The organism is Bradyrhizobium sp. 45, from assembly GCF_023073155.1.
GTDB lineage: Bacteria > Pseudomonadota > Alphaproteobacteria > Rhizobiales > Xanthobacteraceae > Bradyrhizobium > Bradyrhizobium canariense_D.
Genome location: NZ_JADPIX010000154.1, coordinates 607,607 through 632,559 on the forward strand (window position 1 = coordinate 607,607; position 24,953 = coordinate 632,559).

27 protein-coding genes and 1 pseudogene are annotated in these 24,953 nt (G+C 64.4%); 18 read left to right on the forward strand and 10 right to left on the reverse strand.

All coding sequences use genetic code 11. The features are described from left to right. The first annotated feature begins 48 nt into the window (after positions 1-48). From IVB42_RS40095 to IVB42_RS40120, 6 genes and pseudogenes are all read left to right on the forward strand, one after another. Positions 49-531: a tripartite tricarboxylate transporter TctB family protein gene (locus tag IVB42_RS40095; RefSeq protein ID WP_204511110.1), complete on the forward strand. Its 483-nt coding sequence runs from the start codon at positions 49-51 to the stop codon at positions 529-531. An 11-nt stretch (positions 532-542) separates the two neighbouring features. Then, a complete protein-coding gene (locus IVB42_RS40100; protein ID WP_204511111.1) occupies positions 543-2,117 on the forward strand; it encodes a tripartite tricarboxylate transporter permease in 1,575 nt (524 codons plus the stop codon). Beyond that, positions 2,114-3,118: a 4-hydroxythreonine-4-phosphate dehydrogenase PdxA gene (locus IVB42_RS40105; RefSeq protein ID WP_247395199.1), complete on the forward strand. Its 1,005-nt coding sequence runs from the start codon at positions 2,114-2,116 to the stop codon at positions 3,116-3,118. Before IVB42_RS40100 ends, IVB42_RS40105 begins: the two co-directional genes overlap by 4 nt. Positions 3,119-3,246: 128 nt before the next feature. Next, positions 3,247-3,456, forward strand: a complete 210-nt coding sequence (locus IVB42_RS40110) for a hypothetical protein (protein ID WP_247395196.1) — start codon at positions 3,247-3,249, stop codon at positions 3,454-3,456. A gap of 225 nt (positions 3,457-3,681) precedes the next feature. Next, a pseudogene (locus tag IVB42_RS40115) lies at positions 3,682-4,008 on the forward strand (glycosyltransferase); the annotation flags it as partial. 12 nt (positions 4,009-4,020) lie between these two features. Continuing rightward, the gene (locus tag IVB42_RS40120; RefSeq protein ID WP_085353475.1) at positions 4,021-5,019 is read left to right on the forward strand and encodes a L,D-transpeptidase family protein; all 999 of its coding nucleotides are present in this window, start codon (positions 4,021-4,023) and stop codon (positions 5,017-5,019) included. Positions 5,020-5,050: 31 nt separating this feature from the next. Here the strand turns inward: IVB42_RS40120 and IVB42_RS40125 are convergent, their stop codons facing one another. From IVB42_RS40125 to IVB42_RS40135, 3 genes are all read right to left on the reverse strand, one after another. Next, positions 5,051-5,467 (reverse strand): cupin domain-containing protein, encoded by a 417-nt coding sequence (locus tag IVB42_RS40125; protein WP_085353474.1) that lies wholly within the window; start codon positions 5,465-5,467, stop codon positions 5,051-5,053. A 10-nt stretch (positions 5,468-5,477) separates the two neighbouring features. Then, entirely contained in the window at positions 5,478-6,221 is a 744-nt protein-coding gene (locus IVB42_RS40130) for an SDR family oxidoreductase (RefSeq protein ID WP_247395191.1), read from the reverse strand. A 230-nt stretch (positions 6,222-6,451) separates the two neighbouring features. After that, positions 6,452-7,465 carry a formylglycine-generating enzyme family protein gene (locus tag IVB42_RS40135; protein WP_247395190.1) on the reverse strand — a complete coding sequence of 338 codons (1,014 nt, stop codon included), beginning with the start codon at positions 7,463-7,465 and terminating at the stop codon, positions 6,452-6,454. Positions 7,466-7,825: 360 nt separating this feature from the next. Between IVB42_RS40135 and IVB42_RS40140 the strand changes: the two genes are divergently transcribed. Beyond that, positions 7,826-8,845 carry a helix-turn-helix domain-containing protein gene (locus IVB42_RS40140; protein WP_247395185.1) on the forward strand — a complete coding sequence of 340 codons (1,020 nt, stop codon included), beginning with the start codon at positions 7,826-7,828 and terminating at the stop codon, positions 8,843-8,845. Between the two features lie 126 nt (positions 8,846-8,971). On the opposite strand, the gene IVB42_RS40145 is transcribed toward IVB42_RS40140, so the two are convergent. After that, the gene (locus IVB42_RS40145; RefSeq protein WP_085353470.1) at positions 8,972-10,048 is read right to left on the reverse strand and encodes a methyl-accepting chemotaxis protein; all 1,077 of its coding nucleotides are present in this window, start codon (positions 10,046-10,048) and stop codon (positions 8,972-8,974) included. Between the two features lie 277 nt (positions 10,049-10,325). Here IVB42_RS40145 and recJ point away from each other — a divergent pair, with 277 nt between their 5' ends. The 3 genes from recJ to IVB42_RS40160 all read left to right on the forward strand — a co-directional run bounded on the left by recJ (position 10,326) and on the right by IVB42_RS40160 (position 13,929). Beyond that, on the forward strand, positions 10,326-12,167 hold the full coding sequence (gene recJ, locus IVB42_RS40150; protein ID WP_247297386.1) for a single-stranded-DNA-specific exonuclease RecJ: 1,842 nt from the start codon (positions 10,326-10,328) through the stop codon (positions 12,165-12,167). A 45-nt stretch (positions 12,168-12,212) separates the two neighbouring features. Continuing rightward, complete coding sequence (locus IVB42_RS40155) at positions 12,213-13,022, forward strand: glucose 1-dehydrogenase (protein WP_026232728.1); 810 nt, start codon at positions 12,213-12,215, stop codon at positions 13,020-13,022. A gap of 109 nt (positions 13,023-13,131) precedes the next feature. After that, on the forward strand, positions 13,132-13,929 hold the full coding sequence (locus IVB42_RS40160; protein WP_247297385.1) for an aldolase: 798 nt from the start codon (positions 13,132-13,134) through the stop codon (positions 13,927-13,929). 6 nt (positions 13,930-13,935) lie between these two features. Here IVB42_RS40160 and IVB42_RS40165 read toward each other — a convergent pair whose 3' ends face one another. Further along, positions 13,936-15,156 (reverse strand): lytic murein transglycosylase, encoded by a 1,221-nt coding sequence (locus tag IVB42_RS40165; protein ID WP_247297384.1) that lies wholly within the window; start codon positions 15,154-15,156, stop codon positions 13,936-13,938. A 135-nt stretch (positions 15,157-15,291) separates the two neighbouring features. Between IVB42_RS40165 and IVB42_RS40170 the strand changes: the two genes are divergently transcribed. The 3 genes from IVB42_RS40170 (at position 15,292) to IVB42_RS40180 (ending at position 16,113) form a co-directional block, all read left to right on the forward strand. Then, positions 15,292-15,552, forward strand: a complete 261-nt coding sequence (locus IVB42_RS40170) for a hypothetical protein (RefSeq protein WP_247297383.1) — start codon at positions 15,292-15,294, stop codon at positions 15,550-15,552. A 58-nt stretch (positions 15,553-15,610) separates the two neighbouring features. After that, positions 15,611-15,862: a hypothetical protein gene (locus tag IVB42_RS40175; RefSeq protein WP_018454404.1), complete on the forward strand. Its 252-nt coding sequence runs from the start codon at positions 15,611-15,613 to the stop codon at positions 15,860-15,862. Positions 15,863-15,948: 86 nt separating this feature from the next. Beyond that, the gene (locus tag IVB42_RS40180; protein WP_247297382.1) at positions 15,949-16,113 is read left to right on the forward strand and encodes a hypothetical protein; all 165 of its coding nucleotides are present in this window, start codon (positions 15,949-15,951) and stop codon (positions 16,111-16,113) included. A 27-nt stretch (positions 16,114-16,140) separates the two neighbouring features. On the opposite strand, the gene IVB42_RS40185 is transcribed toward IVB42_RS40180, so the two are convergent. After that, on the reverse strand, positions 16,141-16,662 hold the full coding sequence (locus tag IVB42_RS40185) for a MarR family transcriptional regulator (protein WP_018454402.1): 522 nt from the start codon (positions 16,660-16,662) through the stop codon (positions 16,141-16,143). Positions 16,663-16,716: 54 nt separating this feature from the next. Between IVB42_RS40185 and IVB42_RS40190 the strand changes: the two genes are divergently transcribed. Both IVB42_RS40190 and IVB42_RS40195 read left to right on the forward strand, forming a co-directional pair. After that, complete coding sequence (locus IVB42_RS40190) at positions 16,717-17,196, forward strand: carboxymuconolactone decarboxylase family protein (RefSeq protein WP_247297381.1); 480 nt, start codon at positions 16,717-16,719, stop codon at positions 17,194-17,196. 21 nt (positions 17,197-17,217) lie between these two features. Continuing rightward, entirely contained in the window at positions 17,218-17,715 is a 498-nt protein-coding gene (locus IVB42_RS40195; RefSeq protein WP_204511119.1) for a cupin domain-containing protein, read from the forward strand. 30 nt (positions 17,716-17,745) lie between these two features. Here the strand turns inward: IVB42_RS40195 and IVB42_RS40200 are convergent, their stop codons facing one another. The 3 genes from IVB42_RS40200 to efp form a co-directional block, all read right to left on the reverse strand. Then, on the reverse strand, positions 17,746-18,732 hold the full coding sequence (locus IVB42_RS40200; RefSeq protein WP_247297379.1) for a DUF808 domain-containing protein: 987 nt from the start codon (positions 18,730-18,732) through the stop codon (positions 17,746-17,748). A gap of 81 nt (positions 18,733-18,813) precedes the next feature. Further along, positions 18,814-20,436: a M23 family peptidase gene (locus tag IVB42_RS40205; RefSeq protein WP_247371080.1), complete on the reverse strand. Its 1,623-nt coding sequence runs from the start codon at positions 20,434-20,436 to the stop codon at positions 18,814-18,816. A gap of 23 nt (positions 20,437-20,459) precedes the next feature. Beyond that, positions 20,460-21,026 carry an elongation factor P gene (gene efp / locus IVB42_RS40210; RefSeq protein ID WP_026232726.1) on the reverse strand — a complete coding sequence of 189 codons (567 nt, stop codon included), beginning with the start codon at positions 21,024-21,026 and terminating at the stop codon, positions 20,460-20,462. 162 nt (positions 21,027-21,188) lie between these two features. On the opposite strand from efp, the gene epmA reads away from it, so the two are divergent. Genes epmA through IVB42_RS40225 form a run of 3 tightly spaced genes read left to right on the forward strand, consistent with a single transcriptional unit; the run spans position 21,189 to position 23,643 of the window. Beyond that, on the forward strand, positions 21,189-22,253 hold the full coding sequence (gene epmA, locus IVB42_RS40215; RefSeq protein WP_247395183.1) for an EF-P lysine aminoacylase EpmA: 1,065 nt from the start codon (positions 21,189-21,191) through the stop codon (positions 22,251-22,253). Then, a complete protein-coding gene (locus IVB42_RS40220) occupies positions 22,250-23,344 on the forward strand; it encodes a lysine-2,3-aminomutase-like protein (protein ID WP_247297375.1) in 1,095 nt (364 codons plus the stop codon). Before epmA ends, IVB42_RS40220 begins: the two co-directional genes overlap by 4 nt. Positions 23,345-23,388: 44 nt before the next feature. Then, on the forward strand, positions 23,389-23,643 hold the full coding sequence (locus tag IVB42_RS40225) for a hypothetical protein (protein WP_247297373.1): 255 nt from the start codon (positions 23,389-23,391) through the stop codon (positions 23,641-23,643). A gap of 54 nt (positions 23,644-23,697) precedes the next feature. Here IVB42_RS40225 and IVB42_RS40230 read toward each other — a convergent pair whose 3' ends face one another. Further along, positions 23,698-24,783 carry a 3-deoxy-7-phosphoheptulonate synthase gene (locus tag IVB42_RS40230; RefSeq protein WP_346348209.1) on the reverse strand — a complete coding sequence of 362 codons (1,086 nt, stop codon included), beginning with the start codon at positions 24,781-24,783 and terminating at the stop codon, positions 23,698-23,700. Positions 24,784-24,953: the final 170 nt, after the last annotated feature.

A 24,953-nucleotide genomic window follows, 5' to 3' on the forward strand; every position in this document is an offset into this window, starting at 1 on the left:
CACGTGCGCCATAATCGGACATTGTACGTGGCCTGACCGGAGCCCTCGATGATATCGCGCCGCGCTCTCGAACTTGCGACAGCCGTTCTCACCGGAAGCTTCGGTGTGGCGGTCGTCATTTCCAGCCTCGATAACGGCATCGGCTGGTCGAGCGCGGGCGTGGACGCCGGGACGTTTCCGTTCCTGACCGGGATCATCATCGTGCTCGGGAGCCTCTACAACCTGTTTCGAGGTGTCATGCCGGCCGCGACGCTCGCCAGCGTCCCAATTGCCATCACATCGATCGAGCTGCGCCGGCTTGCCGGCCTGTTCGTGCCGGCCGCGATTTTCGTGGCTGCGATCCCGTTGGCCGGGATGTACGTCGCCTCGGCCCTGTACATCTTCGCGGTGCTGGCGATCCCCCGACAACAATCCGTGCCGCGCGCGCTTGGCATGGCGGCGGCGACGGCGCTTGCGCTCTACGTCGTGTTCGAGCGCATGTTCCAGGTGAGCTTGCCGCACGGCGCGCTCGCCGCGGCGTTCGGCTTCTGACGGAGAGGCCGATGGACAATCTCGGAGAACTCCTTCACGGCTTCAGCATCGCGATCACGCTGCCGCATCTGGCGCTGATGGTGATCGGCGTGTTGCTCGGCATTCTCGTCGGCGTGCTGCCTGGGCTGGGTGCTCCGAACGGGGTGTCGCTGCTGCTGCCGCTGACCTTCGGCATGCAGCCGGTCTCTGCCATCATCCTGCTCTCCAGCATGTATTGGGGCGCGTTGTTCGGGGGATCCGTGACCTCGATCCTGTTCAACATCCCTGGCGAGCCGTCGTCTGTCGCCACCACCTTCGACGGCTACCCGATGGCGCGCGATGGACGGCCGACGACGGCGCTCGCCACCGCCTTCGGCTCGGCGGCATTCGGCGCGCTGATCGGCGTCATCCTGATCACCTTCCTCGCATCATGGGTGGCGCAAGTCGCACTCGCCTTCGGGCCGGCGGAATATTTTGCGGTCTATTTTCTTGCCTTCGCCAGCTTCGTCGGCATGGGCGGGGCTGCTCCGATCAAGACTGTCGTCGCGCTGGCGATCGGCTTTGCCATCGCCGCCATCGGCATCGACACCGTCTCCGGCAGCGTGCGCCTCACCATGGGCGTCGACGAGCTGGTCAAGGGCGTCAACTTCGTCGTCGCGGTGATGGGCCTGTTCGGCATCGGCGAGCTGCTCGTGGCCGTCGAAGAGGAGTTTCATGCCCGCGCGGTCTCGTCGAAGATAGAGTGGCGCGAGGTGTTTCGCGCGATCGGTCGCCTGCCGCGGCATAGCGTTGCGCTGTTGCGCAGCGCGGCGATCGGATGCTGGATGGGGATCACGCCCGGTGGCCCGACTGCGGCGTCGTTCATGAGCTACGGCATCGCCCGGCGCTTCTCGCGCCGTGGCCGATATTTCGGCACCGGGGAGCTTGAAGGCATCATCTCGCCGGAGACGGCCGATCATGCGGCTGGCACTAGCGCGCTTCTGCCCATGCTCTCGCTCGGCATTCCCGGCTCGGCCACTGCGGCCGTCATGATGGGCGGGCTGATGATCTGGGGCCTCAATCCCGGGCCGATGCTGTTCGTCGACCAGAAGGACTTTGTCTGGGGCCTGATTGCCTCGATGTATGTCGGCAACATCGTCGCCGTCGCACTCGTGCTGCTGACCGTTCCGGTCTTCGCGGCCCTGATGCGGATTCCCTTCGTGATCATCGCGCCGCTGATCGTGATCATCTGCGTCGTCGGCGCCTATTCGGTATCGAACTCCTATCTCGATGTCGTCATGATGCTCGGCTTCGGCATCGTCGGCTATCTCTTCAAGAAGCTGTTCTATCCGCTGGCGCCGCTCGTGCTCGCGATCGTCATCGGGGACAAGGCCGAGGACGCGTTCCGGCAGTCGATGCTGATGTCCAAGGGATCGCTCGGGATCTTCTTCGCCAACAAGCTGGTGACATGCCTGATCGTGGCCGGCATCGCACTTTTGCTGCTTCCGCTCGTGCTGCAGCTTGCGCGCCTGCTGCGGAAGCCTGCGCCGTCCACCGACGAGACGACAGCCCAAGAGAGAACGCAAGAGAGAGCTCAAGAGACCGCTCGGGAGAAAGTGATCATATGACCGCAAAGCCGCTCATTGCATTGGCAATGGGAGATCCCGCCGGCATCAGCCCGGAATTGACCGCAAAGCTCGTGGTGCAGGACGATATCCGCGCCCGCAGCCAGATTGTCGTGATCGGCAACCGCCGCATCTTCGACGCGGGCGCGCGCGTTGCCGGCGTCGAGCCGGAGCTGACAACAGTGGAGCAGGGGGCCGATCTGCGCGCGGCGGAGGGCGAGACTCTGTTCGTCGATCTCGGCCATCTCGATCCCGGCAACATCCAGCAGGGGATCGCGAGCCTTGCCGGCGGCAGGTTCGCGCTTGCCAACTACAAGCACGCGCTCGAACTCGGCCGCGACGGCCGGGTCGATGCCGTCTGCTTCACGCCGTTCAACAAGCAGGCGATGCGGCTGGCCCGCGCCGAGTATGACGACGAGATCGCATTCTCCGCCGAAGTGGTCGGACTCAAAACCCCCGCAAGCGAGTTCAATGTGCTGGACCGGCTGTGGAACGCCCGCGTGACGTCCCACATCCCGCTCAAGGACGTCGCCGCGCGACTGTCCGGCGAACGCATCCATAGCGCGCTGAAGCTGACCGATGCCTGCATGCGCAACGCCGGCTTTGCGCGGCCGCGCATCGCGGTGGCCGGGCTCAATCCGCACGCCGGTGACGGCGGCAATTTCGGCCGCGAGGAGATCGACATCATTGCGCCCGTGGTCGCCGCCGGCCAGCGCGATGGTATTGCCGCGGAAGGGCCGTTTCCCGCTGACACCGTATTCCTGCGCGCCAAGGGCGGCGCCTTCGATGCGGTGCTGACGATGTATCACGACCAGGGCCAGATCGCGATGAAGCTGATGGGTTTTGATCGTGGCGTGACTTTGCTTGGCGGCTTCCCGTTCCCGATCTGCACGCCCGCGCACGGCACCGCGTACGACATTGCCGGGCAGGGCATTGCATCAATCGGGGCCAGCCGCGCCGCGCTGCTGCTAGCCGGAGAGATGGCGGCTCGTCGCGTCGCCTGATTTCTCCGAGGGCGCCTGCTTGTGCCCGCGGTGGCCGTGCGCAGCTTCGGGCCTCCGGGAAAAAGTGGAAACTTCCGCCGTCGTAACGAGTTGCTGTCCCATGAACGTCTCCATCTCGGAGTTGGAACATGGTAGACGACGACCCGCTGCGAACGGCGGTGGATATTGCTTGGTCCGTTTACCGCGCCCGGCATCGCCACGTCGATGCCGCAGATTGCCGTCGCTGCCTGCTCGAGCGTCATCTGCAAGGGAGATGGGAAGCGCGCGGGAGCGATGCCGAAGAACTCACGAGATTCGGGATTGCCTACCTCGATCGGCTTCCCGAGGACGAATGTTAAGGCTCGTGGAAGGGCTCGTCTGCCGGGTCGCGGCCGCAAGTGCCAGGCCGAATTGGACGCTGCTCGCGATTTCGAACCTTCTGTCCGCCGCGATCGTGCTGATCGTGCGTGCGGCGGCTTGACGGGTAGCCTGCCATGCGCATCGCTCAGCTTGCTCCCCTGGCCGAAAGCGTCCCTCCGAAGCTCTACGGGGGCACCGAGCGGGTGGTGGCCCTTGCCGAACCCGCTGCTCTGCTGTTTCCGATCGATTGGCCGGAGCCGTTTGGGCTGGTTATGATCGAAGCGATGGCATGCGGAACGCCCGTGATCGCCTATCGCTCCGGCTCCGTCCCCGAAGTCGTCGAGCATGGATTGACCGGCTTCATCGTCGAGAACGAGGAGCAGGCCGTCAAGGCGATCGGCGAACTGGGAAAACTGGATCGAAGGAAGGTGCGCGCCCGCTTCGAGGAGCGCTTCTCTGCGAGCCGAATGGCGAGGCAGTACGAACACCAATACCGCAAGCTCGCTAGCGCCGCGGCTCGGGAGTTGATCACTGAACCGTCGGAAACGTGAAAGGACCCGGCGATGTCGCTCGGAAAAGCGGGGCAGATTTGCATCTTTCTGGTCTTCGCTCTGGCTGCGCCGCCGGCGTTCGCCGCGGAGATCAACGCCGCTGCCATCAACGTCGCCGAGCCGTCGAAGAAAACCCTGTCGAACGATAAGCCGACCGCGGCCGGGGTCCGGTTGCAGGTCCTGCTGGACCGCGCGCACTTCTCGCCCGGCGCGATCGACGGCAGATTCGGCGAGAACGCCAAAAAGGCGTTGCGGGCCTATGCCGAAGCACGGCAGCTGCCGGTTTCGGACGCCGTGACGGACGATGTCTGGACCGCGTTACGGGCGGACGACCGGCCGGTGACGATGACCTATGCCATCACCGAGCAGGACGTGGCGGGTCCTTTCCTGAAAAAGCTGCCGTCGAAGATGGAGGACATGAAGGAGCTTACAAAGCTCGGCTTCACCAGTGCGCGCGAGGCCCTGGCCGAGAAATTTCACATGAGCGAGCAACTCCTGGCCGCGCTCAACTCCGGGCGCCATTTCGATCGCGCCGGCGACACCATCGTCGTGGTGGACACATCAGGCGCAGGCGAGGGCATCCCCACCAAGGCCGAGAGGATCGAGGTCGACAAGGTCAGGCAGACCGTAAAACTGTTCGACAAAACGAATGCGCTGATCGGATTTTATCCCGCGACGGTCGGCAGCGAGGAGAAGCCGTCGCCCTCAGGCACGCTCAAGGTCACGGAAGTCAGCCGAAATCCGTACTATCGCTACAATCCCGCTTATCGCTTCAAGGGCGTCCATTCCCGCAAGCCCTTCACCATCAAGCCCGGTCCGAACAATCCGGTCGGCACGGTCTGGATCAACCTGTCTGCCGAGGGCTACGGCATTCACGGCACGCCCTCGCCGGAGAAGATTTCCAAGGCGGAATCTCACGGCTGCGTGCGTCTGACCAATTGGGATGCCGAGCGCGTCGCCGGGCGTGTCTCGAAAGGCACGCCGGTGGCATTCGTAGGCAGCCCCGGATGAAATCAACGCCTCGAGGTGGCAATGCCGTGCGCTATTTCGGGATCGGCATCGTCAGCTCCTTGTCGGCCGTATCCACCACGAAGACGGCCAGCAATTTTGCGGGTTCGGTCTCGCTGGCATTGGCGCTGACGGCATGGCGGTCGCCGGGCTTTTCGGAGAAGTTCTCGCCCTTGTGAAAGACCTTGACCGGGCCGTCATTGACCTGACTGCGGATCGCTCCTTCCAGGACGGTGGCGTAGATGAAAGCCGAGGGCGCGTGGATGTGGGCCGGCGAGGAGCCTCCGGGACCATACTCGACCAGTACGCCCTTCATGCTCTTGCCCGGGACATTGGGCAGCGCCTGGTCGAACACGACCGTCACCTTGGCCGTGGGCGTCGCCGTCTCGGCGGCATGGGCCGTCAGGAATGATGCGGCATAAACAGCGGTTGCGATCAGCAATCTGCGCATGGGGGTCTCCTCAAAGTCTCGCGAGCCATGTTGCGAGCGGCGTTTTGCCAAGCCGCGCCTCGCCGAGAGGGTTCAGCGATGTGTCGTCGATGGGAGCGCCGTAGTACGGCGCCTTTGGGTCTCCCACCACCGGTCGGGGGTCGCCGGACGCCTTCAGGCGGCGTGCGATGAATTCATTAAAGGGCGCCTTCTCAGGTCCTGCGATATCGATCGTGCCGTTGAGCGGCGGGCTCATCGCGACTTCTGCGAGGCGATCGGCCACGTCCTCGGCCGCGATGGGCTGAAACAATGCCGAGGGAACAACGATCCCACCCTCGGCCGCACCCATCTCGGCAATGGCGCTGAGGAATTCGAAGAACTGGGTGGCGCGGACGATCGAGTAGGGGACCGGCGAAGACTTGATGATAGTCTCCTGCGCCAGCTTGGCGCGAAAATAGGAGTTATCGGGCGAGCGCTCGGTTCCGACGATCGAGAGCGCCACATGATGCTTCACCGCCGCTGCGGCCTCGGCCGCGACGAGATTCTTGCTCGAACGCTGGAAGAATTCGAGCACGGCGGCAGGCTCCCAGGACGGCGCGTTGGCAACGTCGACGACGACATCGGTGCCCGCCAGCACTGCTGCGAGACCTTCCCCGGTCACCGCGTTCACGCCCGACTTCGGCGAAGCCGCGACCGCGTCGTGGCCTTGCTGCTTGAGCTTCGCCACCAGCTTGGATCCAATCAATCCGGTCCCGCCGATCACGACGATCTTCATGGCCTATCTCCTCGGCACGTTGCGGGCGCGATCGTTTCAGGGTCGACGGCGCGCGCGTCGCGATGCGATGAGGCGACTCTTACCGGGGAAATGGGGCAGGCTCTTGCCTGTAACCGGCCTGCCTTGTCCAAAAATGCTGAAGATGTTTATCGATCGCCGAAAGTTGCATATCGAAACAGTCCGACGCGCGGAGCGCACCGCTGGCGCCAGCCTCTCACCAGCGGCGCTCGCTAGATTGCAGCACGTCCTTCGTTTCGGCGTTCGGTTATAGACGGCATTCGCACCACGCAGCGGAACCCGACATGGCTGGTCGAGGTATCGATCGGCTCGGCGTGCCGCGCGGCCGGACGATATCGCCGGCAATAGTTTGGCGGGCAGAGGTGCGAGCCGCCCTTGAGGACCTTGCGCGGAATCTGGATGTCGGGGAGGCGAGGGTCGTAGCTTGTGTGCTCACCGCCGCCGCGGGGATTTTTGGGGATGCAGCAAGGTTTGGCAGCGTCGGCGACGTGTTTTGACGCCCACCAGTCGGAGGTCCACTCCCAGACATTGCCGATCATGTCGTAGAGACCGTAGCCGTTCCGCGGGAAGGCCATGACCGGCGAGGTACGCTCGTACCCATCCTCGCCGAGATTCTGGACGGGGAAGTTGCCCTGCCAGATATTGGCCATGTGCTTGCCGCCTGGCATCAGCGCATCGCCCCAGGCGTATTCCTCCGCCTCGAAGCCGCCGCGCGCCGCAAATTCCCATTCCGCCTCCGTCGGCAAGTCCTTGCCGGCCCAGTGGGCATAGGCTGCCGCATCGCTAAAGGAGACGTGAACGACAGGATGGTCGTCGAGATCCTTGATGTTGCTGCCGGGACCATGCGGATGGCGCCAGTTGGCGCCGCGCAGGAAAGTCCACCACTGGCTCCAGTCGGTGAGATCGGTGATGCGCGGCAGCGGTGAGAACACCCGCGATCCCGCGTAGAGCATCTCTGCCAGCGCGCCCGGATAGTCCTTCGGATCGGGAACGATCTGCGCCTCGGTGACATGGCCGGTTGCGGTGACGAACTGCTTGAACTGCCGGTTGGTCACGGGCGTGCGGTCAATGCAGAAGCCGTCGACAGCGACGCGATGGCTCGGCGCTTCCTCGGGATAATGATGGTCGGATCCCATGCGAAAGGTTCCGCCGGGAATGAAGACCATCTCGCCGGTCTTCAAATCATCCGGCAACCACTCGCAGTGATCCAGATCTGCTCGCAACATGGTGGAAGCTCCGATGCTCGTAGTCCACCTGATGCTACTGCGCCAACTCTGGCAGACTTCGACGATAGCTCTCTGCCCGGCCCATTAGACGCATTGTCTAGCCCCATTTTTTTGGCACTCGGGGAGAGGAGGACGCTGCGTCAACATCTCTTTCTTTTGCACGCACGTTTTCGACCACGCGGCAAATCCATGCCGCGTGCGCTCTGCCATCCCCAAAGCGCGTCCGCTCAATATCGCTAAGGTTGCAAACGGTACCCGAAGATTGGACGGCTGTGATGTGCAGTTTGTGCCAGTCTGCGGGGGAGTTGGTGAGGCCTCGCGTGCCGCAGAATTGTCGCGCTTCAGTAACACGGTACAGCCATGGGGCAAGTCCTCCTGGTTGATTCGCGCAAGCTGGACGGTTTCGAAGGACTTCAGCAGGCCGTCCACGGCTCGCATGTCGATGTGATGCAACTCGGCCGCGGTCGGTTGCGCGGAACGTTGTCCCATGTCGGCATCGGCGACTTCTCGCTCAGCATTGGTGCGTTCAACGTCGGCATGCGCACGCAGCGGGTTTCCAGCGACGACAAGCTGATCATCGGGATGCTGCTCGCGGCCGAAGAGCGCGTCGCCCACTGGTCGTTCGACATGCAGCTCAACGATGTGCTCGTCATTCCGCCGCTGCTCGAACATGACGGTGTTTTTCACGGCGGCTCCGCTTACGCCGCCATGCGGTTCGACCTCAACGAGGTCGCGACGCTGTTCGCCGGAAAAGCACGGCTGAGTGATCCTGACACCTGGCGCAGCCGCGGTCATTTCCGCGCGGACATCGAGAGCGGCGCAATCGCCTCGCGCCGCTTGGTCCGGATCATGTCGCACCTGCGCGACAACAAATACGGACTGACGCCATCAACAGCCGATTTCTGGAAACGATCGATCGCCGAATGCATGGCTGCCAACGTCGCGTCGTCGCTGCCACCCGACGGCAATGGCTGGCTCCCTTCCGCGCGACGGCTGATCCGCAAGGTCGAGGAGTTTCTCGACGACGCCGGCACCCGTCCGGTGCACGTGTCGGAAATCTGCGCGGCGCTCGGCGTATCGCGGCGCACCCTTCACCGCGCGTTTCAGGAGGTATTCGGTCTCGGCCCGGTCAGCTTCCTCAGGCACAAGCGTCTTTGCGCTGTTCATTCGATCCTGCACCAGAGCGCACCCGGCTCGACCACCGTGACAGCGGTCGCCATGCAGCAGGGCTTTTACGAACTCGGCCGGTTCTCGCAATATTACCTGGCAATGTTCGGAGAGCGTCCGTCGCAAACGCTCGGAATCGCGGCGGTGCAGGCCGCCGAAGACGAGATCGCCAGAGCCTCGCGCTCTGAGCCTGGACCGCGAACGACGCCATGATGGCATGCATGCCAGTGTTTTGCAGGCGTCAAACGGCGAAAAAACTGTCATGAAAACAACCAGATGGCTACTGTGTATGGGGTTGTTTTCACGGTTTTGAGTTGGATAGGCGAGCCGCCTCCAGCTTCACGCCCCGCAGACGATCACGCCGTACCAGCCCAGGCCGCGATAGGTCTCGTAGCCGGTCGTCGCATGGAACGCGACCAGCGTGCCCGAGCCGTCCTGGTAGAAGCCGGAACGCTGGCCGTTGAGCGACAGCGAGATGCGTTCGCTGAGAATGCCTTGTCCGTCGGAAGCGGCGATCACGCGAAGATTGGAGTCGACCAGCAGCACGCGCGCCTTGTCGCTGTCGCCAACGCGCACGCCTTGCACGATGGCGCGGGCCTGCGCCTCCCAGTCGAAATGGATGGCGAGCACCCCGATCGGCGCGCCGTTGGCCTGGCCGCCGGCGCGGACGCTGGCGCAATAGGTCGCGACCTGGGCATTGCCGAGCAGCGGCTGGTTCTCGACGTCGCCGGCGACATAGTCGTCGCCGGAGCGCAGGGTCTTGGCCTCGCGAAACCATTTGGTGTGGGCGACGTTCTGGCCGACAGCGCGAAAGCGGTCGGCGCGGCCGTTGGCGATGACGTTGCCGTCGAGATCGCAGAGCCAGAGGTCGAGATAGACGGTGTAGGCTCCTAGGATCACACCGAGACGCTGCGAGGCATGGGACACGGCCGCGGCGTCGGGCGAGGCCGCGCAACCGACCAGCGCGGAATCGGTCGCCCACCAGCGCACGTCGCAGGTCCGTTCATAGAGGTTGCGGTCGATCAGCTCGATGGCGTTGAGCGAGAGGTCGACCATGCGCTCGCCGCGCGAGCGCTGGCTCATGCGGTCGATCGAGGCGACGAGGTCGCCGGTGCGCTTGGTCAGCTGGCTTTCGAGTTCGCGGGCGATAGTCTCGACCTGCTGGCCGACGCCGCGGACCTCCTGCGCCACCACGGCGAAGCCCGCGCCCTGCGCGCCGGCGCGCGAGCTTTCGATCAACGCGTTCAGCGCCAGCATCTTCATCTGGTTGGTGATCTGCTGGATCGCCTTGGTCTTGTCGACCGCGATCTGGTTGACCTCCGCCGTGAGGCGGTTGATCAGCGCGGAGATATCGGAATCATCATCAGCGGGTTCATTTGCGATCGGCTTGGCTTTGAGACCCAGCGCAGCAGACATCGGGGGCTTCCCTTGGCAATGAGGTCTGATCTGCAACGAACCCGGAACAATCACTGACAGATCGAATACGATTCTTTTTCGAAGATTCCGCCTAACGCCTGCTTAATTTGCTGTTTTGCGGAATGCTCAAATGATAGTCAGTCCGCGTAGCAAAGCGGCAATCCACCGCTTTGTGCCGCGCAGACGTTGCAAATCCCGAGGGATTGCGGGCCAATCGTCCGTCGGCCGGACGATGCAATCCCTCCGGCTCCCAGGTTCCTCAAACCGACAGCTGTTCATGACGCCGCCCGCTACCGCCTTGCCCGTCGAAGCGCCCCAGGCGTTCCTGGGAGTGGCGCGCTCGCTCACCGACAAGCTTTGGCGCGACCGGCTGGATGCCCGCGGGGCGGCGAAAGCGCTTGCCATCGTGCAGCGCCACCAACTGCCCGAGCTCCTGGCGCGGGTGCTGGCAGGCCGCGGCGTCGACAGCGACGCCGTCGCAGATTTCCTCGATCCCACCATCCGCAAGCTTCTGCCGGACCCGTTCACGGTGACGGAGATGGAGGCCGCCGCGAAGCGGATCGCGGATGCCGCAGCGAACGGCGAGAAGGTCGCGATCTTCGGAGACTACGATGTCGACGGCGCGACCTCGGCGGCGCTGCTGACCTGGCATCTGCGGCATTGCGGGCTCGATCCGCTGATCCACATTCCCGACCGCATCTTCGAGGGCTACGGGCCCAACACGGAAGCCGTGCGCGCGCTGGCCGAAAAGGGCGCCACGCTGCTCGTCACCGTCGATTGCGGCACCACCAGCATCGAGCCGCTCGCCGAAGCAAAACGTATCGGCATGTCCGTCGTCGTGATCGACCATCATCAGGCCGGCACGGAGCTGCCGGAGGTCGACGCGCTGGTCAATCCGAACCGGCTCGACGATCTCTCCGGCCTCGGCCATCTCGCCGCCGTCGGCCTCGTGCTGGTGACGCTGGTCGCGGTCAATCGTGAATTACGCCAGCGCGGCTTCTGGAATGCGGAGATGCCCGAGCCGGATCTGCTCGGCATGCTGCATCACGTCGCGCTCGGCACGGTTGCTGATGTCGCGCCGCTGATCGGTCTCAACCGCGCGTTCGTCGCCAAGGGCCTGATCGCGATGCGGCGGCGCGACCATGTCGGCCACACAGCGCTGATGGACGTGGCGCGGCTCAACGGCCCGCCGGAGGCCTGGCATCTCGGCTTCATGCTGGGGCCGCGCATCAATGCCGGCGGTCGCATCGGCCGCGCCGATCTCGGCGTGCGCCTGCTTTTGGAGGGTGACAGCGTCGAGGCCGCGCGGATCGCCGCCGAACTCGACCGCCTCAACAGCGAGCGCCGGGTCATCGAGCAGGCGGCCGAAGCGCAGGCCGAAGCCGAGGCGCTCGCCTCGATCGGGCTCGAGGACAAGATCGGCGTGATCGTCACGGCCTCCGAAGGCTGGCATCCCGGCGTGGTCGGTCTCGTTGCGTCCCGGTTGAAGGAGAAGTTCTCGCGGCCCGCCTTTGCGATCGCGCTGGAGCCCGGGGGCATCGGCACCGGCTCCGGCCGTTCGATTGCCGGCGTCGATATCGGCAAGGCCGTGCGGCAGGCGGTCGCCGATGGCATTCTGCTGAAGGGGGGCGGCCACGCGATGGCTGCGGGGGTCACGCTGCGGAAGGAAAAACTCGCCGAGTTTCGCGCCTACCTCGAGAATGCGTTGGGGCGCGACGTTGCCGAGGCGCGCCACGTCAACGAGCTCTACATCGACGGCGCGGTCTCCGCGCGCGCGGTGACGACCGAGCTTGCAGCGACGCTCAACCGCGCGGGTCCCTTCGGCAGCGGCAATCCGGAAGTCGTGTTGGCGCTGCCGGCGCACCAGCTCGTCTATGCCGACGAGGTGGGACAGGCACATTTGAGGCTACGCTTCAAGTCGGGCGACGGCGCCATCGTCAACGGCATCGCGTTCCGTTCGATCGGACAGAAGCTCGGCAACGCGCTCGTTGCCAATCGCGGCCAGCAATTGCATGTCGCGGGATCATTGTCGGTCGATCGCTATCAGGGCGCCGAGCGTGTGCAATTCCGCGTCATCGACGTCGCGCTACCCGATCAGGGACCATCCATGATTAGATAGGCCCGGCAAACAACAAAAAAGCTAACAGCAAAACTGGGAGTGAACATGGCAGGGCAGGTTGAGGGTAAAGTGGCGCTGGTGACGGGCGGCGCCTCCGGCATCGGCGAAGCCGTCGTCGAGCTATTCGCGCGCGAGGGCGCCACCGTCATTGCCACGGACATCGACGAGCTGCGCGGCCCCGAGCTCGCCAATCGCATCACCAAGGCCGACGGCAAGGCGATTTTCCTGGAGCAGGACGTCACCAGCGAAGAGCGCTGGATCGAGATCACAGCCGAGATCGCGAAGCGCTTTGGCCGGCTTGATATTCTCGTTTCCAACGCCGGCATCGGCATCGCCGTGCCCTCGATCGTCGACATGACGCTCAGCGACTGGCGCAAGCAGAACGCGATCAACCTCGACGGCGTCTTCCTCTCGGTCAAGCATTGCCTGCCCTTGATGCGCAAGACCGGCGGCGGCTCGATCGTCATGATGTCCTCGCTCGCGGGCCTGCGCGGCGCGCCTGGGCTGTCGGCCTATTCGGCGACCAAGGGCGGCGTGCGGCTGTTCGCGAAGTCGATCGCGATGGAGTGCGCGGCCGCCGGCGACGGCATCCGCGTCAACTCCGTCCATCCCGGCATCATCGACACCCCGATCTGGGGCAAGATCCCGACCGGCGCGACCGGCAACCAGGGCAATGCACCGATCGATCCCGAGGAGCGTGCGCGCCTCGTCACGCCGCTCGGCCGCGCCGGCCATGCTTCTGAGATTGCCTCCGGCGTGCTGTATCTGGCCTCCGATGCCTCGTGCTACGTCACCGGCAGCGAACTCGTCATCGACGGCGGCATGAATGCCGGCGGCGTGCCGCGGCGGCAATAGGCCGTCGCGCGGGCTGCGAAGGGCAGGGTGGCGCCCGCGGGGGCTGACGCGCAGGCGTCGGACCTGTACAACGCGGGCGTCTTCCGATCGACAGAGGTGTCCTTCCGCCATGGCGCACAGCCTTCACTCTTCGTCCTCCACGCCAGCAACGTTCCGCTCGAACCGTCCGGACCTCGTGAGCGACGCGATCCGCAGCGCGCGCGAGGATCTTGCCGCCTGCTTTCGGATGGCTGCGCGCAACGGCTTTGAGGAGGGCATCTGCAACCACTTCTCGGCCGTGGTGCCGGGCCATGACGATCTCTTCCTGGTCAACCCGTACGGCTACGCCTTCCGCGAACTGACCGCGTCAAAACTGCTGATCTGCGACTTCCACGGCAACGTGCTCGACGGCGAGGGCGTGCCCGAGGCGACCGCGTTCTACATCCATGCCGAGATGCACAAGCGCCTGCCGCGCGCCAAGGTCGCCTTCCACACCCACATGCCCTACGCCACGGCGCTGTCGATGACCGAAGGCGATCCGCTGATCTGGGCCGGCCAGACCGCGCTGAAGTTCTATGGTCGCACGGCCGTGGACCGCGACTACAACGGCCTTGCGCTCGACAACCGCGAAGGCGCGCGCATCGCATCCGCCGTTGGGGATGCCGATATCATCTTCATGAAGCATCACGGCGTGATGGTGCTGGCACCGACCATCGCGGAGGCCTGGGACGATCTCTACTATCTCGAACGCGCCGCCGAGGTGCAGGTGCTGGCGATGTCGACCGGGCGACAGGTGCTGCCGGTCGATCCCGCGATTGCAGCCGAGACCTACAGGCAGATGCGCGAGGGCGATTCCGAATCTGCACGGCTGCATCTTGCGGCGATCCGTCGCCAGCTCGATGCGGAGGAGCCGCACTACAGGCACTGAGGCCGCCTACGACCCTTGGCGTAGCTTCGCCAGCACCTTCAGCCCGCCATAGCCGTCCGCAGGCACGATACCGGCCCTCTGCTGAAAATCCTTGATTGCCTTCATCGTGTCGTTGCCGACGCGGCCGTCGGTGCCGCCGGTGTCGAAGCCCGCCTTGGTCAGGCGCGTCTGCATCTCCTGCACCTCGGCGAGTGTCAGCGCGCGCTCGGAGCCGGGGAACGGCTGGATGAAAGGCGGGGCGCCGAGGCAGCGGTCGCCGAGATGGCAGATCGCCAGGGCATAGTTCATCGAGGGATTGTAGCTCTTCACCGCGTTGAAATTCGGTCCCAGCAGAAACGTCGGCCCGCCCGCAACCGGCGTCCACATCTGCGCGGATGCGGAGGCTTGCGGGAATGGCTGGCCGTCGGCGCGGGTGACGCCGGCCGCCTGCCAAGCCGCATAGGTCCGGCTGCCGCTCATCTCACCGGGCGTGCGCACCTCGTAGCCCCAATGCTCGCCGCGGTGCCACTTGCCGCGATTGACGAGATATTTTGCCGTCGAGCCCAGCGCGTCGTCGGGCTTGCCGAACGGCGACACCTTGCCGTCGCCATCATAGTCGATGCCGACATTGAGCCAGACCTCCGGCATCCATTGCGAATGCCCCATCGCGCCGGCCCAGGAGCCCTGCATCTGCTCCGGCGTGCTCCAGCCCTTGTCGACGATGCGTAGCGCGTTGATCAACTCGGTCTCCCAATAGGCCTTGCGACGCGGCTCGTTCCAGGCAAGGGCGGCGAGCGAGGGAAACACCGGCGTCATGTGGTTCTGCTGTACCAGCGGATCGCCATAGGCGGACTCGACGCCCCACAGCGCCAGCAGCGTACCGCGCTCGACGCCGAAATCGCGCTCGATGCGCGCGAGCAGCGCCTCGTTGTTCTTCAGCGCGATCTTGCCGTTGATGATGCGCCAGTCGGAGACGCGACGGTTGATGTATTGCCAGACCTGCTCATGAAATTCGGGCTGGGTACGCATCTGCTTGAACACGCTCATGTCGGGCTCGACCCGCGCCATCGCACGCTGCCATGTCGCAGCCGAGATGCCCTTGGCCATGGCACGAGCGCGAAAACCCTCACGCCATTCGTCGAAGCCTGGAGGTGCGGCGAAGACATGCGTCGGGAAAGCGAGCAGGGTGGCGGCGCCGATCGTGAAGGCGCGGCGGGTATGATGGATCGAGGAATCAGCGTGTTTCATCGACTTATTGTAGCGGGAAATGCGGCTCCTGTGAGTCGGTTCCTGGAGGGTTGGGAACGGGACGTCCGTCCTGTTCCTTCCGGAACAAATTGTCGCACTCACGCATTCCCTCCGCATGCAATCGAGGAGGACGAGATGAGGAAGTATCTGTTTGCGGCCGCCATGGTCACCGCTATCGCAGCCCCCGCATTCGCCGACGAAGTCGGTGTTCATGTTGGTCCGGTCGGCGCCGGCGTGACCGTCGGACAGTCCCCGGAATATCGAGAGCGTGACCGCGATCGTGATCGCACCACCGTGATCAAGGAGCGCGAGCCTGCCGACCGCACCACCGTCATCAAGAAGGAAGATGAATTCGGTAACCGCGAAAAGACCGTGATTCATCACCACAACGACTAACGGAGCGGGGCCCCGGCCGATGGTCGGGGCCCGCCTTCCGTCGAGAATCCGGGATCGAATGAAGATACGCGCGCATGCAGAGAGCCACGTCGTCGAGCTCGACGACGGATCACAATGGCAGATTTTCCCTGGCGATCTCGCCACCACACTGAGCTGGAAGCCCGAAACCGATCTGCACCTGGAGCGAAGCGGCGAGCGGGTGAGTTCGCATGAGCTGGTGAACGACGCCGATCAAAGCCGCGTGCGGGTGATCGCAGCGGGCGAGACCTGGCCCGATGGCGAGGTTAAGAAAGTATTGAAGGGCGGGTAGGGCGCGCCTGCAACGGGTCGGATATCCCCAGTTTTGAGCCTGTCACTTTTACGGTCGGTTTGCTTCCGTCTGCGCACAATGCGTGAATGCAGGAGCTGTTCGACATCATCCGCGCCAATCCCTGGCCGTTCGGCGCCGGGTTGTTCGTCGTCATCTTGATGATCCTCGCAGAGAACTTTGGGCGCGGTATTCAAGGCGACGGCGCGGTCAGTGACTTCTCGGATTCGGACGGCGGCGGCTGCGGTGACTAGGTCCCGCCAGCGGCAAGCGCGCTTCGCCTAGTCCTCCTGCAAATCGGCCGCGATGCCTGCGAGCCAGCGGCGAATGCTTGCCTCGGCCTTGACATCGAGCCCGGCGGCCAGCCGCTTCTCCAACGCAATCACCCTTTCCCGGCACGCTTTCAAAAGCGCCGTGCCGCGCGGCGTCAGCGTCCATTGCTGGATGCGGCCGTGGACGGGATGCGGCGTCATCACAATCGCGCCGTCACGCTCGAGATTGCGGATGATGACGCCGACGGTCTGGGGCGTCAGAAAGGTGAGGCGGGCAACGTCGGCGCCCGAGAGGCCCGGATAGGCGTTGAGCATGGTCAGCACCGCGAATTGCGGTGAGGTGACACCGAGATCGGCGAGCGACCGCTCCATCGTCAGACGGACTGCGGCGTGGGCCTGGCGCAAGAGATAGCCGAGATAGCCTTGCTCGCCGCGCTTGCCTTCCCCTGGGGCTGGCACGCGCACGGCGTCAGGCTTGGCAGTCTTGCGCCGGGATTTCGATCTCGTGATACTGGGCGACTTGCGCAACATGTAAGTGCTCTTATAAGATGTAAGCGGTCTTACAATACCACGAGGTGAACGGCAATGTCACACGCCCGCAGCGAATACGAGGATTTCAAGAAGATCGCGCCGGATGCGTATGAGCTGGTGCTGGCGCTCGGCCAGGTGGCGGCCAAGGCCGGTCTCGACAAGCAGCTTCTCGAACTGGTCAAGCTCCGGGCATCGCAGATCAACGGCTGCGCCTTCTGCGTGCAGCATCACATCCTGCTTTCGGAGCGGATCGGCGTGCCCGTCGACAAGCTCAATTTGGTCGTGGTCTGGCGCGAGGCGCCGATCTTTTCCGCGCGCGAACGTGCCGCGCTGGCCTGGACCGAGGCGCTGACCTGCCTGCCCGACGGAGTCGGCGAGGGCGTGTATGCCGAGGCGAGCCGTGAATTCTCCGAGACCGAGCTGACGTACCTGACCTCTGCGGTTGCCTCGATCAACGTCTGGAATCGTTTCGGTGCGGCGTTTCGCTGGACACCGGCGAAGCGACCGGTCGGAGCGAATGCGGCGGCATCCTGATTGCAACGAAGGGAGATCGTGATGACGGTAGTAAGTTTGCCCACCACATTGGCGCCATCGCGTTCGATGGCGATCGCCGTCGTCGGCGGGCTTGCGTGCGCGCTTGCGATCGGCAAGGCGTTGCCGGTGACGATGGACACCATTTCCGGCGCACTCGCGCCGCTCTGCGCCACCGCCGCCGAAAGCTCGCCGCTGGACAAGGTCGAGCCGATCGACTCCTACGCGCTGCCGAACGTGCCGGGCAAGCGCGTCACCATCGTGCGCGTGTTCTACGGCCCTGGCGGGTTCTCGCGGCCGCATCGTCACGCAGGATCCGTCACCGCCTACATAACCAAGGGCAAGATCCGCTCCCAGCTCGGCGGCGGCCCGGTCGAGACGTTCGGCGTCGGCCAGTCCTTCTTCGAGCCGCCCGGCTCGACGCATCTGGTTTCGGCCAATGCCAGCACCACGGAGCCGGCGGAATTGATTGCCGTGTTCGTGGCGGACGAGGGCGCGCAACTCACGACGTTGCTGGAGTAGCCGGCACCCGCAATCTGCAGCCGCTTTTGTTCAGGTCGGCTGCGATCGCTTCAGACGTTTCCATAGCGGTGAAAGACCGTATGTGACGGCCGGTATCGCAACTACGCCGACAAGGACCCCAATAACGCCTGAAATGGCCGCCTCGACCGCCCATCCGACGGTGCCGGCAATGGAGGGAAGGAGGTTCGCGGCAGCCTCGGTCGCGGCATGAACCGTATGGCCGACCATCGGTGGGCCGTATTGTTCGATGCCGTGCAGGATGATGCCGCCACCGACCCAGATCATCGCGGCGGTGCCGATGGTGCTCAGCACCGCCAGGAAGACAGGCATGCCGCGGACCAGCGCACGTCCAAGCAATCGGATTGCGCCGCCAATAAGCGAGGCGCCGTCATACCGCGCAAGGGCCAGGCCGACATCGTCCGCCTTCACGATCAGGGCGACCACGCCGTAGACTCCAACAGTGATGAAAATGGCGACGAGTGCGAGCACGAGCGCCTGGGTCCAGATGCTGCCCGCCGGGACGGCCGCCAGCGTGATCGCCATGATCTCCGCCGACAGGATGAAATCCGTTTTGATGGCGCTTGCGACTTTCTCGTCCTCGACCGACCGCGCGTTCAATGCAATTGGCTGGGGCTGGGCTTCGTGGTGGCGCGCATCATGCGGCATCACGGCTTCGAGCACCTTCTCGGTGCCCTCATAGCACAGAAAGGCGCCGCCCAGCATGAGCAGCGGCGTGACCGCGGCGGGAAGGAAATAACCAAGCAACAGGGCAATGGGCAGCAGGATCAGCAATTTATTGCGCAGCGACCCAACCGCAATCTTGCCTACGATCGGCAGTTCGCGTTTCGAGGCAAAGCCGATCACGTAATTCGGAGTGACGGCTGCATCATCGATGACCACGCCAGCCGCCTTTGCTCCCGCCTTGGCCGTCTGGCCCGCGACATCGTCGAGCGAGGCTGCCGCCACCTTTGCAATCGCGGCGATATCATCGAGGAGACCAATCAGTCCGGCACTCATCAACCCAGTTCCTTCTGCCTTCAGTGGGCCGTGTGTGCGGCAACACGCTTTGCGCTGCCTGGCATTGGAAAGAGCAAGCCGTCAGTTCTCGTCGCCGCCCGATCCCTCGCGCAGGTCCGGCTTGAGCACGTCCTCCGGCAGCGCATGCGCCACGGGCTGTGGCGTGCCGGCGATCTCCGGGCCGACCTCGCGGCCGCGGGCGCGGATCAGGCGCTCATAGGCCGAGACCAGCGTGACGTAAGGACTGACCCAGATCCAGCCGTCGCGGGTGAACACCTGCACGTCGAAATGCAGGTGCATCGAGGTGCCGGCGGGATGGTCGAGATAATTCGAGACCACGCCGATCTTCTCGCCCTCCGATACGATGCGGCCGTTGAGCAGGCCGTCGGCGTTCAGCGCCTGCGGGTTCATATGCATGTAGCGGAAACGGATGTGCTCGGTCCGGCTGTTGATTTGCAGCGTCACGGCCTGATCCTTGGCAGCGCGTATGACCCTCGCATCGCGCACGGCGACGACAGCGCGCTGCTTGGGATCGCAGGCTTGGCGACCTTCACCGAGCGGCGGGCACCCGGCCGCGCGGATGTCCTCGCCCTGATGGCCATAACCGCCGCCGCATTGCCAGACCTCGAAACTGCGGGATTCGCAGAAATTGTCGCGCCAGGGGTAAGCGGTCGTGCTCTCCATCTTGTCGCGCTTGGCATAGGATTGCGAGTGTACGAACGCGGGCGCCTTCTCGAGAGGAAAGCGGATCTGTGCGTAGGCCATCACGTCGGGATGGCCGCCCTGCTTGCGATAGCCGGTGTTCGGGATGATGTCGCCGCTCGGCCTGTAGGTGAAGTCCGGGGAGCGTACCGTGGGACGATCGAGAATGTTGGAAGCGATGTCCGTGAGCGGCCGCATGCGCTGGCCGCCCGCCACGCGCAGCGCCTTCAGGAAGCGCTCGGCGATCGGATAGGCCTCCTTGCAGGCAAGCCGCCGCGGCTTGGCAACGCTGTCGAGGCATTGGATCGACACCACATAGGCGACGCCGAAACGGGTGAAAGCGTAGCGCATATAGCCTTCCCGGATGAACTTGCGCAGGTCCGGGTAGAGCGCCGCGAGCGGTTTGACCGGCTCGCCCTTGCCGCCCGAGGGATCGGCAATGTCATAGACCAGCGCCGAGCCCGTGATCTGCACCTCGACCGGCCTTGCGAAGACCCGGCTCGGCATGCCGTCTCCGGTACCAGGCTCGAACGAAAAGGTCGCGCTGTAGCCGGCGGGACCGGCATCGAACAGGTCGACGGAATTGAAGTCAGCCTGGTAGCGCGACAGCGCGACGGTCGCCGGCGCGCCATTGCGCCGAGCTTCGAGATACGCGGCAGCGTCGAATGGCAGCAGCACGGGCACGGAGCTGCGGGCGATGCCGGTGAAGAATTGCGAGGAGATCGCGTTGAGCTGCACCAGCGCCGGCATCGCGCGCGGATCGTAGCGCGGCACCGAACGACGGGGTGCGAAGATGAAGTCTTCCGCGGCCCGGGGATGGACGTTGATTTCGGTGCGGAGCTGGTCAAGCGCCGCGCGCCAATCGACGCGCAGCGCCGTGAGTGAGGGGCTGCGGAACTCATCCGCAGCAAGTGGAGAGGCAATGAGGAGCGAAAGCGACGCCAGAAGTTGCGAGACGAAGCGGAAACTTTTCCCAACCACTGTCTCGCCCCCCGGCGGCACCTGTTGCGCTCGCTTTGGTCCCGTCAGTCCTTGGCACGCTCGGAGTAGGAGCCGTCTTCGGTCATCACGACGATTCGGGTGCCGACGGCGATGTGCGGCGGCACCGTGGTGCGAACGCCATTCGAGAGCACGGCGGGCTTGTAGGACGAGGAGGCGGTCTGCCCCTTGGTCACGGGCTCGGTCTCGATCACTTCCAGCGTCACGCGCTGCGGCAGGGCGATCGATACCGGGTTGGAACCGTGCAGCGATAGCTTGACCGTCATGCTCTCCTGGAGATAGGCCGCCGCATCGCCGATCACATCCTTGGACACCTGGACCTGGTCATAGGTCTCCGGGTTCATGAAGTGATAGCCGTCACCATCTTCATACAGGAAGGTGTAGTTGCGCTCTTCGATTGTGGCCTTCTCGACCTGATCGGTGGTCTTGTAGCGCTCGGAGATCTTTACCCCGTCCGAGATTCGGCGCATTTCGATCTGGCTGACCGGGGTGCCCTTGCCGGGATGGATGTTCTCGGCGGTCACGACGACATATAGCTTGCCGTCTTGCTCGATCACGTTGCCCTTGCGAATAGAACTGGCGATGACTCTCAAAGCTGTATTTCCTGCTTGCTTGGCCCGGCTCGGGCCAGGACGTGGTCAAATTGATGGGGGACCTGGGGCCCCAAATCAGACCGCGGCACCCGTTTCGGGCCGCAACATACTGGTTTTGCCGTTGGATGCCAGCATTTTGCTGGCCTGCGGGACAGCCGGTTAATGGCTGGGGACAAGCCGATGTCGCCGTTCTGGTCCCCCTCGCGGCATCTCGACCGCAGGCCATTCTTGCAGGCCAGGGGAGCCATCACCGGGGCTCTACGGGGATTTTTCGTCGAGCAGGGCTTCGTCGAGGTCGAAACCTGCGTTCTCCAGGTCTCCCCGGGCAACGAGACCCACCTGCACGCCCCCCGGACCGAGATCATGCGGCCCGACGGCAGCCGTGTGAGCCGATATTTGCGGACCTCGCCGGAATTCGCCTGCAAGAAGCTGCTGGCGGCCGGGGAGACCCGGATTTTCGAGTTCGCCCGGGTGTTCCGGGACCGTGAGCGCGGCGACCTGCATTTGCCCGAATTCACCATGCTGGAATGGTACCGGGCAGGCGCGCCCTATGACGCCATCATGGCCGACTGCGTCGTCCTCATCGCCCGCGCGGCCCAGGCGACCGGTATCGGCGCCTTCACCTTCCGCGGCCGGACCGCAGATCCTTTCGCCGAGCCGGAGCTTGTGACGGTTGCCAGCGCCTTCGAGCAGTTTGCGGGAATCGACCTGCTTGCGACCATTTCCGGCGGCGAGGGCGACCGCGCCGCGCTCGCGCGGTCAGCTGCCGGCAAGGTCCGCGTGGCCGAGGATGACACCTGGTCCGACATCTTCAGCAAGGTTCTGGTCGAGCATGTCGAGCCGCATCTGGGGCAGGGCCGTTTGACCATTCTGTTCGAATACCCATCTCCAGAGGCGGCACTGGCGCGCGTGAAGGCGGGCGATCCCCGAGTCGCCGAGCGGTTCGAGGTCTATGCCTGCGGTGTCGAGCTCGCCAACGGTTTTGGCGAACTGACCGACGCCGAGGAGCAGCGCAAGCGCTTCACGCAATCCATGGCAGAGAAGCAACGCCGCTACTGCGAAGCCTATCCGCTGGACGAGGACTTTCTGGCCGCGGTCGCGGCGATGCCGGAGGCGAGCGGCGTCGCGCTCGGATTCGACCGCCTGGTAATGCTGGCGAGCGGCGCATCGCGAATTGATCAGGTGGTGTGGACGCCGCCTGCAAATGAAACGTTGAGCGAGACATGATGAAGAGCAATCTTGCGCGCACATTGCGCGAGCCGGCCGAACTTGTGGCCGAGCAGCTGGTGTCAGCCACAGCGCTGCCGGTGCTCGATCGCATTGCCGCACGCTATGCGGTTGCGATCACGCCGGCGCTGGTCGATCTGATCGACAGGTCCGATCCCGACGATCCCATTGCGCGCCAATTCGTTCCGACTGCCGCAGAGCTGGAGATGCAGCCGGGCGAGAATGCAGATCCGATCGGCGATCATGCGCACTCGCCGGTTCCCGGGATCGTGCATCGTTATCCCGACCGCGTGCTGTTCAAGCTCGTTCACGTCTGCGCGGTCTATTGCCGCTTCTGCTTCCGCCGCGAGATGGTCGGACCCGGCAAGGAGAACGCGCTCTCGGACGCCGCCTATCGCGCGGCGATCGACTACATCCGCGCGCACAGCGAGATCTGGGAGGTGATCCTGACCGGGGGCGATCCCCTGATGTTGTCGCCGCGGCGGATGGGCGAGATCATGGCCGATCTGGCCGGAATCGATCACGTCAAGATCATCCGCCTTCACACCCGCGTGCCGGCGGCCGATCCCGCGCGCATCAGCGACGAGATGGTGGCGGCGCTCAAGGTCGTGGGCGCGACCACCTGGGTGGCGCTGCATGCCAACCATGCGCGCGAACTGACGGGGCCGGCGCGTGCCGCCTGCGCGCGGCTGGTCGATGCCGGAATTCCCATGGTAAGCCAGTCCGTGCTTTTGCGCGGCGTCAATGACAATTTGACCGCTCTGTCGGATTTGATGCGAGCTTTCGTCGAATGCCGGATCAAGCCCTATTATCTGCATCACGGTGATCTCGCGCCGGGCACGGCGCATCTGCGAACGACACTCGCCGATGGGCAGGATTTGATGCGGCAGCTGCGCGGAAGGGTGTCCGGACTGTGTCAGCCCGACTATGTCATCGACATTCCCGGCGGCGCCGGCAAGTCGCCGGTGGGACCGAATTACGTGTTGCCGATGCAAAATACCGCACCTGATGCGCGTGATGCAGATCAAGAAACGCGCTATCGTATCGTGGATTATTGCGGCGACGTTCACCTCTATCCGCCCGAGACTTGAATGGTCGTGATGGAGATGTTGGCTTGAGGAATGGAGGGAGAGACATGAAGAAGATCATGGTGGCAGTATCGCTCGTGGTCTTGCTCGGCGGCGCGGCGGTTGCGCAGACCGGCAACCCTAAGGGATCGACAGCCGGGGGCGCGACCTCAGGATCGACGCCGTTGGCACCCGTGGGCCATCGCCAGCCGCGTGTCGCCGATGTGCCCAGCGAAAAGAACCTGAGCGACCCGAACGATCCCCTCAGCAAGGAAAATCAGGCGCTCGACAAGAAGATCAAGAGCATCTGCCGCGGCTGCTAGGCGCCGGAGCAGCGGCCAGGGTGCGACAGCGTCACCCCGCCCGCGATCGTTCGGTCAGGCGGAGCGCTCGTGCAGCCCTGCGCGCTTGCTGTTGCGCCGGATCTCGACCGCGTCAGCGAGTTGCTTGAGCACGGTTGCCGTGGTCGCCCAGTCGATGCAGCCGTCAGTGATGCTCTGGCCATAGGTGAGCGGCTTGCCCGGCACCACGTCCTGGCGTCCGGCGACGAGATTGCTCTCGACCATCACCCCCATGATGCGGTTCTCGCCGCCAGAAATCTGCCCGGCGATGTCGGCTGTCACGAGCGGCTGGTTTTCCGGCTTCTTGCTCGAATTAGCGTGGCTCGCATCGACCATCACGAGCGGTGCGACGCTTGCTTTCGCCAGATCGTTGCAGGCCGCTGCGACGCTTGCCGCATCGTAGTTCGGCGTGCTGCCGCCGCGCAGGATGATGTGACAATCCTCGTTGCCCGCGGTTGAGGCGATCGCCGAGCGGCCGAGCTTAGTCACCGCCATGAAATGATGGGGATTTGAGGCCGACTTCACCGCGTCCGCCGCAATCCGCACATTGCCGTCGGTGCCGTTCTTGAAGCCGACCGGGCAGGACAGCCCCGAGGCCAGCTCGCGATGGATCTGGCTTTCGGTCGTGCGCGCGCCGATCGCGGCCCAGGACACGAGGTCCGCAATGTATTGCGGCGTCGTCATGTCGAGGAATTCGGTGCCGGCGGGCAGGCCGAGATTATTCACCGCCGAGAGCACGTTGCGCGCCAGCCGCAGGCCCTTGTTGATGTCGAAGCTGCCGTCCAGATCAGGATCGTTGATCAGGCCCTTCCAGCCGACCGTGGTGCGCGGCTTCTCGAAATAGACCCGCATCACGATCTCGAGTTGGTCGGCAAGCTCTTCGCGCAAGCTCGCGAGGCGCTCGGCGTATTCGAGCGCGGCCCTGGGATCATGCACCGAGCAGGGGCCGACCACGACCAGAAGCCGGTCGTCCTGGCCATTGAGAATCGCATGGATGGCGTTGCGTGCGGCCATCACCACGCGCGTCGCGGTGAGCGTGCGCGGGACTTCCCGCATCACCTCTTCGGGCGTGCTCAGCTCTTTCAGTTCGCGGATACGAAGATCGTCGGTCGTGCTCAGCACGGCGGGCTCCTGTCATTTTGAGACCCTGCCGGCCAATAAAAAAGCCGCCAGGTCTGGCGGCTTGTTCGGACGTTTGCTGCAATGTTTCAGATTGAGCGCGATCCTCCTGCCGCCAGCGAGCTGTCGTAGCTAAAGTACCAAAAATAGCTGGTGACGAGGGTGATCATGGC

Coding starts and splice junctions, on each gene's coding strand:
- IVB42_RS40170 (WP_247297383.1), top strand. CDS start 15,292: ATGAGGAAGTATCTGTTTGCGGCCGCCATGGTCACCGCTATCGCAGCC.
- IVB42_RS40225 (WP_247297373.1), top strand. CDS start 23,389: ATGAAGAAGATCATGGTGGCAGTATCGCTCGTGGTCTTGCTCGGCGGC.
- IVB42_RS40110 (WP_247395196.1), top strand. CDS start 3,247: ATGGTAGACGACGACCCGCTGCGAACGGCGGTGGATATTGCTTGGTCC.
- IVB42_RS40125 (WP_085353474.1), bottom strand. CDS start 5,467: ATGCGCAGATTGCTGATCGCAACCGCTGTTTATGCCGCATCATTCCTG.
- epmA (WP_247395183.1), top strand. CDS start 21,189: ATGGCTGGGGACAAGCCGATGTCGCCGTTCTGGTCCCCCTCGCGGCAT.
- IVB42_RS40185 (WP_018454402.1), bottom strand. CDS start 16,662: ATGTTGCGCAAGTCGCCCAGTATCACGAGATCGAAATCCCGGCGCAAG.
- recJ (WP_247297386.1), top strand. CDS start 10,326: ATGACGCCGCCCGCTACCGCCTTGCCCGTCGAAGCGCCCCAGGCGTTC.
- IVB42_RS40120 (WP_085353475.1), top strand. CDS start 4,021: ATGTCGCTCGGAAAAGCGGGGCAGATTTGCATCTTTCTGGTCTTCGCT.
- IVB42_RS40165 (WP_247297384.1), bottom strand. CDS start 15,156: ATGAAACACGCTGATTCCTCGATCCATCATACCCGCCGCGCCTTCACG.
- IVB42_RS40160 (WP_247297385.1), top strand. CDS start 13,132: ATGGCGCACAGCCTTCACTCTTCGTCCTCCACGCCAGCAACGTTCCGC.
- IVB42_RS40220 (WP_247297375.1), top strand. CDS start 22,250: ATGATGAAGAGCAATCTTGCGCGCACATTGCGCGAGCCGGCCGAACTT.
- IVB42_RS40095 (WP_204511110.1), top strand. CDS start 49: ATGATATCGCGCCGCGCTCTCGAACTTGCGACAGCCGTTCTCACCGGA.
- IVB42_RS40105 (WP_247395199.1), top strand. CDS start 2,114: ATGACCGCAAAGCCGCTCATTGCATTGGCAATGGGAGATCCCGCCGGC.
- IVB42_RS40175 (WP_018454404.1), top strand. CDS start 15,611: ATGAAGATACGCGCGCATGCAGAGAGCCACGTCGTCGAGCTCGACGAC.
- IVB42_RS40180 (WP_247297382.1), top strand. CDS start 15,949: ATGCAGGAGCTGTTCGACATCATCCGCGCCAATCCCTGGCCGTTCGGC.
- IVB42_RS40200 (WP_247297379.1), bottom strand. CDS start 18,732: ATGAGTGCCGGACTGATTGGTCTCCTCGATGATATCGCCGCGATTGCA.
- IVB42_RS40155 (WP_026232728.1), top strand. CDS start 12,213: ATGGCAGGGCAGGTTGAGGGTAAAGTGGCGCTGGTGACGGGCGGCGCC.
- IVB42_RS40135 (WP_247395190.1), bottom strand. CDS start 7,465: ATGTTGCGAGCAGATCTGGATCACTGCGAGTGGTTGCCGGATGATTTG.
- IVB42_RS40145 (WP_085353470.1), bottom strand. CDS start 10,048: ATGTCTGCTGCGCTGGGTCTCAAAGCCAAGCCGATCGCAAATGAACCC.
- IVB42_RS40195 (WP_204511119.1), top strand. CDS start 17,218: ATGACGGTAGTAAGTTTGCCCACCACATTGGCGCCATCGCGTTCGATG.
- IVB42_RS40140 (WP_247395185.1), top strand. CDS start 7,826: ATGGGGCAAGTCCTCCTGGTTGATTCGCGCAAGCTGGACGGTTTCGAA.
- IVB42_RS40190 (WP_247297381.1), top strand. CDS start 16,717: ATGTCACACGCCCGCAGCGAATACGAGGATTTCAAGAAGATCGCGCCG.
- IVB42_RS40130 (WP_247395191.1), bottom strand. CDS start 6,221: ATGAAGATCGTCGTGATCGGCGGGACCGGATTGATTGGATCCAAGCTG.
- IVB42_RS40100 (WP_204511111.1), top strand. CDS start 543: ATGGACAATCTCGGAGAACTCCTTCACGGCTTCAGCATCGCGATCACG.